The sequence below is a fragment of the Janthinobacterium sp. TND4EL3 genome (assembly GCF_900156175.1).
GTDB lineage: Bacteria > Pseudomonadota > Gammaproteobacteria > Burkholderiales > Burkholderiaceae_D > Janthinobacterium.
Genome location: NZ_FTMV01000012.1, coordinates 213,460 through 227,663, shown reverse-complemented (window position 1 = coordinate 227,663; position 14,204 = coordinate 213,460). Strand labels below are relative to the sequence as shown.

The 14,204-nt window shown below is 60.6% G+C and carries 14 protein-coding genes; all 14 read right to left on the bottom strand.

Features of this window, described 5'->3' with window-relative positions; all coding sequences use genetic code 11:
* Window positions 1-4,520: phage tail length tape measure family protein (locus BXA07_RS19235; RefSeq protein WP_076569933.1), on the bottom strand; the 4,520-nt coding region annotated here is incomplete at its 3' end.
* Complete coding sequence (locus BXA07_RS19230) at window positions 4,520-4,864, bottom strand: phage tail assembly chaperone (protein ID WP_083708400.1); 345 nt, start codon at window positions 4,862-4,864, stop codon at window positions 4,520-4,522. The genes BXA07_RS19230 and BXA07_RS19235, both read right to left, overlap by 1 nt.
* Window positions 4,865-4,866: 2 nt before the next feature.
* Window positions 4,867-5,340 (bottom strand): hypothetical protein, encoded by a 474-nt coding sequence (locus BXA07_RS19225; RefSeq protein ID WP_076569931.1) that lies wholly within the window; start codon window positions 5,338-5,340, stop codon window positions 4,867-4,869.
* 129 nt (window positions 5,341-5,469) lie between these two features.
* Window positions 5,470-5,982 carry an HNH endonuclease signature motif containing protein gene (locus tag BXA07_RS19220; protein WP_076569983.1) on the bottom strand — a complete coding sequence of 171 codons (513 nt, stop codon included), beginning with the start codon at window positions 5,980-5,982 and terminating at the stop codon, window positions 5,470-5,472.
* A gap of 43 nt (window positions 5,983-6,025) precedes the next feature.
* Entirely contained in the window at window positions 6,026-7,231 is a 1,206-nt protein-coding gene (locus BXA07_RS30300) for a phage tail tube protein (RefSeq protein ID WP_076569929.1), read from the bottom strand.
* 66 nt (window positions 7,232-7,297) lie between these two features.
* Window positions 7,298-7,699: a DUF4128 domain-containing protein gene (locus BXA07_RS19210; RefSeq protein ID WP_076569927.1), complete on the bottom strand. Its 402-nt coding sequence runs from the start codon at window positions 7,697-7,699 to the stop codon at window positions 7,298-7,300.
* Window positions 7,696-8,172 carry a hypothetical protein gene (locus tag BXA07_RS19205; RefSeq protein WP_139335654.1) on the bottom strand — a complete coding sequence of 159 codons (477 nt, stop codon included), beginning with the start codon at window positions 8,170-8,172 and terminating at the stop codon, window positions 7,696-7,698. Before BXA07_RS19205 ends, BXA07_RS19210 begins: the two co-directional genes overlap by 4 nt.
* 20 nt (window positions 8,173-8,192) lie before the next feature.
* Window positions 8,193-8,567 (bottom strand): hypothetical protein, encoded by a 375-nt coding sequence (locus BXA07_RS19200; protein WP_076569923.1) that lies wholly within the window; start codon window positions 8,565-8,567, stop codon window positions 8,193-8,195.
* A 3-nt stretch (window positions 8,568-8,570) separates the two neighbouring features.
* Complete coding sequence (locus tag BXA07_RS19195; protein ID WP_076569921.1) at window positions 8,571-8,942, bottom strand: hypothetical protein; 372 nt, start codon at window positions 8,940-8,942, stop codon at window positions 8,571-8,573.
* Entirely contained in the window at window positions 8,939-9,451 is a 513-nt protein-coding gene (locus tag BXA07_RS19190; protein ID WP_076569919.1) for a DnaT-like ssDNA-binding protein, read from the bottom strand. Before BXA07_RS19190 ends, BXA07_RS19195 begins: the two co-directional genes overlap by 4 nt.
* A complete protein-coding gene (locus BXA07_RS19185) occupies window positions 9,448-11,343 on the bottom strand; it encodes an SGNH/GDSL hydrolase family protein (RefSeq protein WP_076569916.1) in 1,896 nt (631 codons plus the stop codon). Before BXA07_RS19185 ends, BXA07_RS19190 begins: the two co-directional genes overlap by 4 nt.
* Window positions 11,344-11,397: 54 nt before the next feature.
* On the bottom strand, window positions 11,398-11,754 hold the full coding sequence (locus BXA07_RS19180) for a hypothetical protein (RefSeq protein ID WP_076569913.1): 357 nt from the start codon (window positions 11,752-11,754) through the stop codon (window positions 11,398-11,400).
* A gap of 57 nt (window positions 11,755-11,811) precedes the next feature.
* Window positions 11,812-13,176 carry a major capsid protein gene (locus tag BXA07_RS19175; protein WP_083708398.1) on the bottom strand — a complete coding sequence of 455 codons (1,365 nt, stop codon included), beginning with the start codon at window positions 13,174-13,176 and terminating at the stop codon, window positions 11,812-11,814.
* A 142-nt stretch (window positions 13,177-13,318) separates the two neighbouring features.
* Entirely contained in the window at window positions 13,319-14,128 is an 810-nt protein-coding gene (locus tag BXA07_RS19170; protein ID WP_076569911.1) for a DUF6651 domain-containing protein, read from the bottom strand.
* Window positions 14,129-14,204: the final 76 nt, after the last annotated feature.

Sequence of the window (14,204 nt, the reverse complement as noted above, 5' to 3'; positions counted from 1 at the left end):
TGCTCCACCGTCGTCACGCCAGACTGCCCCAGCCTGCCCATGGCGTCATTCACCGACTTGGTAATCGGCGCCATGCGCTCGGCTTCGGTCAGGAAATTCTCGACGAAGAAGCCGGTACCGCTGGTCAGCTTATCCAGGCCGCCGGCCGCAGCGATCAGGCTTTCGCTGAGCGCCACCGCCCCCAAGCCCGTGGTATTGAACGACTTGCCCAGCACGGCCAGTACGTCGGATACCTGCATAAAGTCGTTGGTGACGCGCACCAGCGTTTCCAGGTAGCCCTCGCCCACCGCCTGATACTGCTGCAGGCCGGCCACGCCGAACTTGGCCATGTCGTCGCCCAGCTTGGAAAAGGCCGTTTCCAGCGCCTTTTGCTGTTCTTCGCCCGACAGGTCTTTCAGACTGATCTTGCCCAGGTCAACCACAAAGGTATTGAGCTTGGCGTTGAAGGCTTCGCCGCCAAGGCCCAGCACGTCGGCCGCGCTGCGGATGGTCTGTCCCATGCTGCTGATGATCATGGTGAACTGGTCGTTCATTTCATCCGACAGCGCTGCCGTTTTGGTGCTGTCCTTGCTGCTGTAGCTGATGCCGAAGGCCTTTTTCTTGGTGTTGACATCGGCATACGCCTGGGCCGTAAAGCCCAGCGCATCTACATTCCCCAGCGACATGGCCTTGCCGGTGATGCCCTGGTCCTTGATTGAGGTCGAGGTGTTGAACAGTTTCGACACGACGCCACCGAGTACGGATCCAAGCACGGCGCCAACGGCAAGACCAAGCGGCCCGCCAATTGCCGCCATGCCCATACCCAGGTAAGTGCCAAGTGCAGCACCGCCGACGCCGCCAGCCAGCGTACCGGCGGCCATGCCCAGGCTGCCGCCCAGCGTGGTCGTGCCGGTTTGCACCCCTGCCGCAGCGCCGCCACCAGCAGCGGTCACACCGGAGCGCGCCAGCAGTCCCGCCAGATTACCGATACCTGACACCATCTGTTTCAGGGATAAATCCATCGAAATGGTATGCGCCAGGCCCAGGCCGCTGTTTTTCTCCATAATGGCCAGCGAATGGGCAATCGATTCTGATTTCGCGGATGAGTCGCCCAGGATGGAGCCGGTACCGGTGGCGGCCTGGCGATCCTTCGCAGTGGTATCCGATCCACCGCCGCCAGAGACGGCGAAGCCCAAGGCCGCCATCGCCGCCGCCATTGCAGCCATACGAATCCAAGCACTGTAAGGATCTCCCTGCGCTTGCGTTGCCACGGCGACGGCTGCAGCAGATGTGCCTTTTACTGTGTCGGCTGCAATTTGCGTTGCGGTGCCGGCCTGAATCGCGACTGTTTTCGCGGCCTCAGCACCGAGCGTTGCAGTAGTCACAACTTCGACGGCAAACAACTTCTTCACCATCGATTCGATGGCCATCGCCATTTCCACGGCGCGGTAAGCTCTTTCCGCCCCTTCCATTGCCCGATAGCCGGCGGTGTTTTCCTTGAAAAATCCCTTAGCTGAGTTGGCCATATCACCATAGGATTTGATCTGCGCCTGCGCGCCCTGCTGGGCAGCGGCGGCCTGAGCCTTGGCTAACTTTGTCGGATCGCCATATGCATCTTTGGTAGCGACCGCCAACTGCGCAGCAATAGCCTGCTGTTGGACGGCATAGCCAGATAAAGCCGTCGTGAGCCCGCCGATGGCAGTGCCTACCGCGCCGAACGAGGCCGTCATACCTTGCGCTGCCGACTTCGTTGCGGTATCGACAGCCGTCAGGATATCCAGCAGTTCCTTGGCCCTGGCCACATCGCCGCCCCGCTCTTGCGCCGAAGCCTTGCCTTGCACGATGCCAAGGCGTTTCATCGCTTCAATCTTGCGATTAATGCCATCGATGACCTTCTCATTGCCATCGAAACTAGCAAGGGCCGCTTTTTGCTCTTCAAGGTCAGCGACAGCCAAAGCTGTCTTTTGCGCCGGCAACAAGCCGTAGGTGCGGATTTGCTCCTCTGTGACGGCGATCTGCGCATTAATCGCGCCAATCTCTTTATTGGTTGCCAGTACCGCCGCCTCACTAAGCGCGTCCTTACGCAGCATTTCCTCCATTTCCGTAAGTTCGACGGCATCAGCTGCCCGCAAAATTGCCGCTGCGCGTTTAGCATCTAAATCATTTGCCTTTTTACTATTTTTTTCTGCCTCTACGCCAGTAGCGTTATGGTGATCTTTGAGGACTGCAATTTGCCTGGTATAGCCATTAATTTCCTCTTGTTCAGCGGCCCGCGCATTGTCACGTTTATTCTTAAAGTATTCCTCATCGCCAAGTCGCCCTGCCTTATGGAACATCTCGTTAATCTTGGCAAGCTGTCCAATTCTCTCTTTTTCGAGATTCACATCATCCTGGATGCGGGCTAGGCGATCCGCCATTGCCGTGTTTTCGACCTGGTCAGCTTTTGGCTTGACCTGCTCCGTATGAGCTTTTTTTCGAGCGGCAATACCGGAGGCAATCGCATCTGGAGTGATGAGCGGTGAATTTGGGTCGGCGGCCCGGATGGCATCGATGTTCGATTGGTACGCATCCAGGGCGACCGCCAGCTCCCCCATTCCTTTCTTTTGCAGGCGGATATCTTCCGCGTGGATCATCGCGGCGGCATGAACTGCACGCGAATTTTTAGTCGCGACTTCGCCCTGAGCCAGCGCGACAGCGTCAGCCTTATTCAATTTATCCACCGCATCCGTCAGGCCAAGCACGATCTGGGTACGGGTTGCCTGGAGTTCAGGAGTAATGGCATCAGGCGCCCGCCCCAAACGCAGGTTGCTATCCGCCAATCCTTTATCAAATTCCGACAGACGGAAACTGTATTTTTTGACATCGGAAGCGGCTGTATCCTTCTTACCGTAGTTCCCGATAGCATCCATTGCGCCGCCCACCGCTTCCTTCACGCCATGCCAAGCCCGCGCAACACTGCCAAGGTTTGCAATCATCTGCTCGGCACCATCCTTGGTTGCCTTTGCAAACGCCTCAGTGGCGACTGCAGACGCCCCCTTGGCATCACCGTCTTTCTCCAACGCACGGATAGCCTCATATACCGAAAGCGTCAAGAAGTGATAGGTGTCATCCAGCTTGACGGTTGCGCGTGTGATCACCTCGGTCGCACGGTTGGTGCTACCAGTCGACTGAACGGCCAGAGATTCGAATTCTTTGATTGTTTTTTTGACAGATTCACCAGTGGCATGCTCAAGCGCAATGACGGCATCGGTGATGTAGGCGATCTGATCGCCCGTAAATTTGCCGGTGCCGGCCAACTCTGTGACGACCTTCTTGGCCTCACGGATACTCCCACCTGCCTCAGTCGCGGCATGCGCCATTTCGTTCAGTTTGTCGCTGGTAACGCCTGCATAGTTGTTTGTCGAGATCAGAGCATTGTTCATTTCACGTTGCTCGCTTGCACCTTTGATCATTGCGTAGCCGACAGTGCCCAGTGCGCCAGCAAACGCCAGCGCAGCCAGGCCGGCGGCGCTGAACAGCAGGCTGGCGGCACCAGTTTGTTCGCCGAGAACCATCATCGAGCCGCCAAAGCGTTGGAACTGCCCCTGACTCAGCTCATGGGCAAGCACCAGCAGTTCGCGCTTGGCGCTCGCCGATTGAAAACTCAGGCCCTCCATGTGGCCGCCCGCCGACTTCGCGCCGGCGCCGGCCTCGGCCAGCTTGTTGATCAGCGGTGAAGCGGCGTCGGATACGCCCAACTGGGCGGCGCGATAGGTTTGTAGCTGCTGGGTCGTCATGCCCAGCGTGGCCACCTGGTCTTGCAGGCTCTTGATAAAGCGATCGCCAGCCTGAGCCGCTCGATCCTGCGCGCCAGCGGCATCGCGGGCAGCCCGCTCTTCGCGGTGCATCGCATCAATGCTATTACCCAGGGCTGCCGCCTTCGTCTGAGCGGCGCTTCCCAGGCCAAGCTCGGCCGCACGATAACGCTCCAGTTCACCCCGCGCCATTCCGAACGTGTCGATCTCGCGTTGCAGCTCGATCAGCATCCTGTGGTTGGATTCCTCCAGCGTGCGCGCAGCATCGGCGGCCTGCCGCATGATACGGGTCGTGTCGGCCATCGCACCGTTGTAGTCAGCCTGCTTCTTCCAAGTACGTTCGGTGGCATTGCCAAGACTATCAATCCCAGCGGCGGCGGCCTCACTGCTACGCCAGACGCCCATAGATGAGCCCATGAACCCATCGAGCGTATTACTGCCGCCCAGGAATACCGTGCGGATCCGGGTAGCAGTGGCGCCCATCGCATCGATAGAAGCGGTCGCAGCATCCACCTTTTGGACCACGCGTGCGCCTGCCTCGCCCACGGCATCGACAGCAGCTGCACCTTCCGCAGTTTTCCCCTTGGCGTCCGCGCTCGCCTTCCCAAGTTTGTCAATGGCCGACGTCGCGCTGTCGACCTTTTTCTCGACACTTTGACTGGCGGCGCCAAGGCGATCCATGGCCTGGGCGCCCTGCTCCAGTTGGCGCGTATCGATAGAAAGGCCAAGCTCGGCGATATCAGGCATTATTTGTCCTTCTTGTGTTGATGATATATAAACAACGTGTCGAGACGATCAACGATTGCTTCTTCGAACGGATCGAAGCGCACGCCGTGGCGTGCCTGCCAGGCCAGTATCTCTGCACTGGTCAGCGCGTTCACGGCCATGCCGCACTGGCGTTTCTGGTTCAACTGGGTGAACCAGGTCCAGATATAGGCCAGCTCGGGCGGCAGCTGCGGAACCGCCGGCGCCTCGGGCGCCCGATAAAGCGGGTTTTGCCGGGCGGTGTCCAGGTGATCGCCCTTGGCGTTGCCATCGCCTGCTACTGACGCTCGATCAAACAGGTGATCGGCGTACAGCAGCAGGGCCATGGTCAGACCTTCAAAAAATTGGCGTCGTTTTCCAGGGCGGTCGTGACGCGGTCCTGCCAGGTCGGGTACTTGTCGAACGCGGTGGCGATCAGGCCCTTGTCAAACGCGACCGCTACGCCGTTGCTGGTGAAGCCGTACCAGTCGACGGCCACGGCCAGCGCCAGGCGCTTCTGGTTGTCATCGATGACGTGGACCAGCTGGTCGGCGCCCTCGTCCGTCGAGGCATCGATGGCAGTCTTGCGCTTGGCCGACTTCTTGTAGCCTTCGGCGCGCACGGCGTGGCTTTCCTTGCGGTACTCGTCGGAGTTCTTGCCGACGATGCGGATACCGGCCACGGGCTCGCCGTCGGCGTCGAAGATCACGGGCACGTCGAAGGTCACGCGCGCGGCAGGCGCCGACAGGTTGGCGATGTCAAAGCCAGCGACGGCCAGGGCTTGAGCGGTGTTCAGGGATGCAGGTGCTTGAGTGGTATTCATGGGTAATGCCTTTCATTGGATCAAGTGAGTTCAGACACAATGTCTCGACCGCTATAAGCGACGACAATGGGCCGGAGGGATGTTTGGCTCTCGCCACTTCAGGGGGATTGAATTAATACCAATTAGGCATTAAATAGTGCAACTGCTATGCAAGGTCTGCTTCGCCGCAACGTATGCTGCATGCGCAGCCTCGGCGCTTGGATGGACGCCAAGGAATATTCGGCGCCCCTCAACATTGATTACAGCTCGAAACTTTCCACCATAGAATTTCACTCCTAGGTAGCCGGTGGAGTTGTGCCGATGGGGTTTGCGTTGATTCTGTGTATTTTTCTGAGTAGATAGTTCGCGCAGATTCGACCAGCGGTTGTCGCTGCGGCATCCATTCATGTGATCGACCTCATCTGTAGGCCATCGATCAAGCATGTACAAATATGCGAGCCTGTGCGCACGGTAGTTGAACCCATCAATCGAAATGCAGGTGTAGCCTCTTCCGTTGTCAGTGCCCGCAATGGCTCCCTTCACCGCGCCCTTGCCTCTGCGGTCAACTTTACGAATAAACACGCCGATGCTCGGGTCATAGTCGAATAGCTCACGTAATCGTTCAGCTGTGAGCGCCGCCTCCTTGACTTTACTTGCCTTCATACGCGTCCCAAAAAGAAAACCCGGCGTGTGGCCGGGCAAAGGGTTACACCAGGCTCGTGTCCTGGAAGGCCACGGTGGTTGCTTCGTGCTGCGCGTCGGCGCCCTGGTAGCGCAGGATGTCGAAAGCGCAAGTGATAATCTTGTTTTTCTCGCCATCATCGACCTTGGCCGAGGTGATCTTGATGCGGCCCATGGCGATCGCCATGACTTCGGCCAGCGGCGCCGTGCTGGCTGCCATGGCGTAGGCCAGCGGCAGTTCGACTTCCTGCTTGAAGTAATCGATGTATGCCGAATCCTGCATCAGCACCGTGAACTGGCCGCTGCCCAGTACCTTGCCGCGCGAGGCGGCCGTGGCGAACTTGGAGCCGATCACCGGATCGATCTTGACCTGGCCGTCTAGCGACAGCGACATGCCCGTGCAAATTTGCGACGGGATGCCGGCGACCGACAGCATCGCGGTGGCGCCAGAGAACTTGCCGGTGCCGGGCGTGGCGGCGGGCGCCGCGAAGTACGCCGCTGGCGTGGTCGCGCCTTCCAGCTTGCCCATCAGGGTGAAGTCCATGCTCGTGATGCCGTTCGGCTGCACGGCGATATCGACCTTGCTGACCAGCTGGTCGATGAAGCAGCGGTTGACGGCGATGCCCGGATCCTGAACTTCCGCGGTGAACCAGTCCGTGGTGTGCCCGGTCAGCGGCGTGAAGCTGCGCTTGCCGGTCGCGGTCACGGTCACAGGGTCGCCGGCGGCTTTGACCGTCATCGCCGAGCCGTCCATGAACTGACCTGCCAATACCAAGGCAGTCACCGAGGTCACGAAGAAATTCTTACCGTTGTTGGCGGCGCCAGTGGTCAGCAGGCCGCTGATGCGCACCACGGTACCGGCGCGGTGACCGTCGGCCAGCCAGGAACCGGCGCTGCGCGTCAGGCCCGTTGCGCCCGATGCGATGGTATTTTGCGCCGTGGTGACGCCGCCAGCAGTGAAGTCGCGGCGCAGCAGCGCGGCCAGCAGCACCGCGTAGGTCCCGCAGCTCGCCTCGCCCTTAATGGCGCCGGAGGTGCGGAAGTTGCCCAGGCGGGTGTCGCTCTGTTGCTGGCTTGGGTCGATCTCGGCCGAACTGTACTTGTCGGCGTCCGTGTCGAACGTCGCGGTCACGCGCGGATAGAGGCGGCCGGCGGCGGCCAGCGCCTTCGTGCCTTCCGCTGTTTGCTTGCCGATAACGAGCAGGCTGTCGATGCCGTTTGCAGTGGTCATGATGTGGATTGCCTTTCTTTGGTCGAAAAAAAAGACCGCCGAGGCGATCTGTGTGGGGTGATGTGGTTACAGGTTGCAGAAATACCTGATCTTGACAGGGACCATCCAGCGATCACCGTCCTCGCGGCCGTCAGCGATTTCAGGCGTGCGCTCAATCTGAACGGTCACGTCGCCCTTCGTGAAGCTAGCGCCGCGGCGGAACAACTCCCTGATCATTTCAGCGCGCGCGCCGGCGGCGGCGGTGCCCTGCCCTGGCGGATACAGCAAGCTGACCTGGAAGATGCCGCGCTCCTGGCGTGCGCCATCGCCCATGGAATGATTGTCCGGTTCCGCCGGCAGCAAATAGGCCGCTTGGTACGGCCGGCCAGTGACTGGCGTGTACGGCACGTTCTGCCAAGCGGTGTCGATGGCTGGCGCGAGGCTGGCCAAGGCCGCCTCCAGCGCCGCTCGTATTGTTGGTTGGCTCATAATTTATAGCTCGAATAGCCTTGGGCGAACTCGCTTGCGGTGGTGCCGTCGCGCACGCCGTTCACAGCATTGTCCACAATGGTGCGGAATTCCACGACCGTCAGCATCACGACGCCGACGGGCGCCTGGCGCGACCAGCCCTCCTCGATGCGTTTCGCATAAGGTAAATTGTTGACTAGGTAGATCACGTCACCTGCCTTCGCCGCGTTGATCGTGCTGCCGTGCGCGGCAATCGTGGCGCTGCCGTCCTTATCGATCAGGTCCCGCACGCCCGCAGCCGGCGAGCCGATGGAAAGCTGCCAGTTGGCACGGAAACGACCGCCGGTGTAACCAGGTGGAGGCTTGTGCTTCCAGAACTTGGCGTCACCGACCGGCGAGCGTTGCACCAGCCTGTTGTCGATCTTCATGGTGATGGCGCGCACCACCAAGTCCTGATTGGCCTTGGTCTTCGCGATGAATTCGGCGATCTGCATGGAAAACGACATACTAGCCATCAAATCCCCCTGAGTTGCAGCGTGTGCAGCACGGCCACGTCGACCGGCGCTGTGGTTTCGACGGTCTTGACCGTGTAGCTGGCGCCGCCGAACAGCACCAGGTCGGCCGTGGTCGGCGTCGGCATTGGCGCGCCGTTGCGCTGCAGTGGCGAAAGCAGCAACTGCTGGTCGCCCGAATGTATCAGCGTGCCGTCGATATTCTCGGCCTCGTAGTTGATCTTGACGCCCGTGCCTTCGTAGTCCGTGGTGATGATAGGCGCCGCGCCCAAGCCCGGGTCGTACTCGCCGGTCACGACTTGGCGCAGAACCGCGATGCCGCCCTTACGGCGCAGCGAATGGTCGGCGCGCGCGGCAGTTTTGGCGTAGTCGGTCATAAGCTATGGAACTTTCACGTAGTCATACGGCGGCGTCTCGGCGAAGCGCACCGCCTTGATCGTGGTCTTGCCGTCGATCAGCGCGCGCAGCACCCGGTGCCAGCCGTCCATGATGAAGCCTTGCTGGCACATGATGATCGGGAAACTGGTATCGACGTCCAGCGCACGCCGCACGTGATGCGCGATCCCGTAGGCCGAGCCGACCGGCGTCCACACCTCCGACCCGCTGTAGATCGCCGCCAGCGGCAAGTCGAACGCTTCGAGATCCTTGGCGCGCGCGATCAAGTTGGTCACAGTCCATACCTTCCCATCGGAACTGTATGTGTTGTCTGCGACGAAACAGCCGTCGATCTTCACTGCTGGGTAAGCGCTCATGCTCGTGTCACCTTAATCGAATTGCCGCCACCGGCCGAGCCGAAGTACGGCGCCAGGAGCGCGTCCACGGCCACGAAGCGCTCTCGCGCGTCTGTGGTGTTCTGGAAGTACTCCGTTTCCAGCGGTCCCGTTTTGTCTTTCTTGATCGCGTTCGAGCCAGTATCGAGGTCGGGAAGCAGCTCCTCGCCGCGCCCGGCGCGCACGGCCAGGTCGATGCAGGCATTGACCACTTCCGCTGGCACGATGGTGCTGGGCACGGTGAAGCCGTCGACCGCCACGTTGTAGCGCGGCCAATCCAACGCTTGGCGCTGAGACACGCGGCAGCCGGCCCAGCGCGTGCGGTAGGTGGTCATGAACAGCGTTGCCTTACGCAAGGCGATCTCCTTGGATGCCTCGGCCAGCGCCACCCATCCGGTGAGGCCCAGGCTGGCGCAACGGGCATCTGCGGCTGCAATGCTGGCGTAGGATTCGGCATCGGCCAGGCCGGCGCCAGTTTCGATGATGATCATTGGGCCACCTTATGCAGATTCTGCGTCTGTCCGATGTCGAGAACGGCTGTTCCGCCGGCGCGCATACCGACCACGATTCCGATGATCATCCGCGTGATGCCGGCATCAACGCGCACCGGGGCGCCACGGTACGGAATGGGCACAACATCACCACCCAGATCGCCCATCGCAGCATTGGCCACGGTATTCGTGCCGACAGCTGCAGCTGAGTAGACCACCGCCCCCGGCGAATTGTCCAGCACGGTCTCGACAAACACGTACTGGATGCCCGTGCCCTGGATGCGGATATCACCCTCCAGCACAAACAAATCGCCGGGCGCGTAGCCGGCAGTGATAAATGCGGCAGGCCGAAAACGGATTGCCTCGCCGTCCACACCGCCGACATTAGAGATTTCAACGGACGCGTATTTACCCTGGCGTTTATCAGCACGGGAAACCGCGTTCGCGCTGTCTGGTGCGCGACACACGGCGGTGATATTCGCACTAGCGCCATCACGAGCACACGCCCAACCATTGGGAACCTCACCCGTAACCCCGGCGCCCTTACCGCCACCCACGCCAGCCATCTGAGGATTGATCAGATGATTGCCGAACGGCGCTGTGGCTGCGTTATACGGCGAGCCGCAGAATGTTGGCACGTCAGCTGCGCCCACATATTTCCGGTGGATCGCAGCCTCAACGCGAGCAGCTACCAAGTAGCCGCCCAGGTTGGAGAAATGCAGACCATCCGAGGCCATACCCGGCGCGAAACCACCGGTGCCACTGGCGTTGGCCAGATACGGCCACGGGTCCGACAGATCAACGTTATAGCGCGCTGCCATCGCACGCAGGCCTTGATTGAATTCAAGTACGGCAGCTGTCGCGGCTGCTGGGCGCGTGTCATATGGCGTGAGCGTCACCAGGAACGGGCGCGAGCCAATCGCTAAACGCAGCCGCACAATTTGCTCGACATCAGCCAAGGCCTGCAATGCAGTTGCACGATCACTCACATCGTTGGTGCCCAGCGCGATACAAGTCACATCGGTGTAGACGTTTTGCCACTGTTCGCACGCGTCGAGCCAGTCCGCTGCCCGGATGCTGGGGATCGCATAAGCCAAAATCGTCGAGTAAGGACTTCCCAGCAGTAGCTGAGCCCATGCTATCGGGCCAAATACTCCGGCGTTGCTGTTCATGCGCAAGACGCCAGTATTATTGATAGCGTCCATTTTATCGACCGTTGGGCGCAAACGAGCTACCACGCCCACATGCATAGCGTGGCCAGCAACTCCACTCTGGAGCGTATAAAAACCAGAGGTGGGGATCGCAACAGGCGGTCCCTCTACATCGCCCGGCGCCTGCCAGCTCAGTGATTTTCTGCTGACGTAGTAACGCACAGTCCCTGCCCCCACCGGGCAATCGGTTGACGTTTCCGACAGCACGATGAACAGGCCGCCGGCATTGATATTGGTGAATGCCTGGTTTAATGGCCGTGTCGCTCCGTTGGCTGGCAAAATAGGCATGCGCATGCCCTGGGCACGCAGGCTATCGCCCAACACCATAAGCGAAGAGGCGCGGGACCGATACCATGACGGGATCGCATTGCCGCTAGGCGCACTGAGTAGTCCAGGGACATCACCGACCGCGCGCACACTCGTCAACGTCGCCGCGACATGGGCTGCGTCAATACTGCCTGCCGAGCAGGAGATCAGAAAGCGCTGCTGGCCTGCGTACGGTCCGATGGCTGCCAGCGTGCCCGCACCAACCTGCCACGACTGCAGCGAGTTTGTCCCGCCCAGCTCTTGGTCGAGCCGATATACCACGCCGGCGGTGCTGGGGGCACCGGTTACATTAAGAACTCGTCCCTCTGGCAGAATGATGGTTTGTGGCGTGCCGCCGGGGACGATAGTTGGCATGATGATCCTACGGTGAAGTGGTGAATGAGGTGGCCTGGCTGCGCTGACGGCCGATTACGAAGCCTTGCCAGCCTTGGCAGGCTTATCGGTCGATGCTGGCGCCGCTGCTGCTGCCGCGTCTCCGGCGGCCTGCAGGCTCGCAGCCTCGGCGCGCAGGCGCTGCGCTTCGGCCTCGTTGGCACGGGCCTGCTCGCCAACACGTTCTTTCTCGGCCGCCAGTTCGCGCTCGCGTTCCAGCAGCTGATCACGTGCCGCCAGCAATTCGGCCTTGGTTGGCGCGCGCTCGGTTGGCGCGCCCAGGTCGTTGTCGTCGCCGTACAGTTCGTGCAGGTCAGGGTTGAAGTCAGATTTGTTGATGACGACGAACGGGCCTTGAGTGGCCGGATCGCTCGAAACGATTTTGATGGTCATGGTGAATTCCAGGTGAGGTCCGGCAGCACAGCAGTGCTGGCCGGGCCGGGTTGGTGGTTAGCCGTGCAGGATGCCGATGAATTCATCCTTGACCGAACCGCAGCCCCATGCCAGCGCCACTTCGTACTGCATCTGGCGGTACTGGGCGTACATGCTGATCTCGAAGGTCAGGTTGGTCAGCGGGTCGGTGACCAGCATGCGATCAACGGCAGAGTCCCCCTGCTTCGGCAGCGCTGGCGCACGCGTAGCCAGTTGGATGGCCGAACGGGCGAAAAACATGTTGCGGAAGCCCGATGCAGCGACGGTGATGGCGGTGGCGGCGGCCGGAATGGCTTTCAGCAGGCCAGGTGCTGCGAGTGTGATCGTGCCGCCGTTCGAGACATCGCCATCGCCGCTCGACACGACGTACTGATTGGTATCGCCAGCGAAGGTGATGGTGTCGCCAGCCAGCGAAGTGCCGGTACCAGCTGCCGCCAGGGTGATGACAGTGGCGCCAACAGCATAGCCCGTGGCATTGGTAGTTGCGGCAGCGGCGGTGCCTTTGGTATGCAGTTTGATGCCCGAGCTGTTGCGCAGTGCAAAGCCCTGCAGGCGGTCAGTCATGCCGTTGCGCAGCATGTCTTCGCGGCCAGCTTCATTGACCTTGAACAGGCCAGACTGCTTGCCGCGCAGGTTGACCATGGCGGCCGATCCCAGTACCAACTGGAAATCCAGGCCTTGAGCGCCATTCTCTTCCAGGATGCGCAGCGCGCCAGCGGTGTCGGTCAGGTCGCCAGCAGTAGCGAACGGAGCGACGTTCGCAGTGCCGCAAGCGCGGGATGCTTTGACATACAGTGCAGCCAAATCGCTCTCGACTTCGTTCACCAGCGTACGCATGGCCTGCGAAATCTGATCACGCAGGATCACGTTATAGCTCGCGCCATTGTTATCCAGGGCAAGTTGCTCTTCGCCATTCCAGCGGATCGGCACGCGGCGCGCCTTGGTGATTACCACGCCTTTTTTGCCGATGTTCTGGTCGCCGTCATTCGGCGGGGTCACCGCTGGGGCAATATCGGTAGCAGTCGCGGCAGGCGCCACTGGCGACGTAACCTCCTGGCCGACCGCCGCTCGGGTAAAGTTCATATCTGCGGAAACTGCTGGGATGAAGCCGACCAGCTCGCGTGCAACTTGGTCCGAAGCACTGTAGATGGTGGTAACCAGACCGCTCAGCGAGTTGGCGCCGAGGATCAGGCCGGTGCGCGCAGCGTAGTTGGTGATATAGCGATATGCCAGTTCGACCAGCACGCGACCGGCGAAATCGGCTTTTGCCGGCACGACCACCAGCATCTCGACGGCCTTGTGGGCAATCGCTGTGGCCGCCGACGCGGTCAGAGACATGGTCACAGCGCACAGGGCCATGACCGACAGCAGGGTTTTCTTCATGGTAAAGCCTTTAAAAGTTGGTGATTTGGAATTTTTTAAAACAGACAGGCCATCCAGCCCAAAGCACCAACCCCCATCCAGGCGTTGGCTATGCGTTGCGGTACTAAGGAAATAGAAACGGTTTGCTCAATGTCAGCAGCGATTAATCTGTAACGGCACCGCCGCCCTTGGCAAATTCCGCCTTGGCGGCCGGCGTCGCTGCATCAAAAGCGGCGCGCGTCATGGATTTGCCTGCGCCAGCGCCTGCACCACCGCCCGTCGCGCCACCACCTGATGCGCCGGAACCCTTGAGGATCTGATCTTTGAACGGGCAGGCTTGCACCAACTGCGCCAGGCCTTCATCGAAGTCGGCGATTTCGCCCGGGCGGGTCGGCGAGAAGATCTTGTTACCGGCGGCGTCATACGGAACGGTCTTGCCGTCCTCGACTTTGAAGTTGCTGCCGAAATACGCCTTGGCCATTTCGGGAGGGATGGCCAGGCGCAGCGGGTGCTTGTCGTCAGTGAACAGCTTCGAGCTGGAAAAGCCGCCGCCGATCATATGGGTATTCAGTTCGCTGGTGCGCTTTTCCAGCTGCGCAGTCAATTCCTGCAACTGCGTGGCGCTAGCCTTTGCCTGCGCGGCCACCTGCTCTTGCGCGGTCTTGGCAGCCGCGTCTTGGATTTCCTTGACCTGGGCGGCCGTTTTCAGTTCGCCAGAGCTGAGGCTCTTGACAGTATTCAGCGCGGCCAGGGCGGCCACACCATCTTCGATGCCATCGAACGACTTCAGGCGCTGCTCGGCAGCCTCCTTCGCCTCGCGGTGGGTCTTTGCCTCGCCGTTCAGGCGGGTAATTGTGCCCAGCGTGGTATCCGCGTCGAATGGAGCTTCGGTACCGTTCGGATGAATGAAGATCGGCAGCTTCTTCTCGCTGTCGATCGCAATGGTTCCGTCTGCGTTGAATTTGAATGGCATGGTCGTTCTTTCCGGGCATCCGCCCTATCGATGGCCTTCCGGCCGTGCACCGCGTCGCGTCCGCTTGCGGCAATAA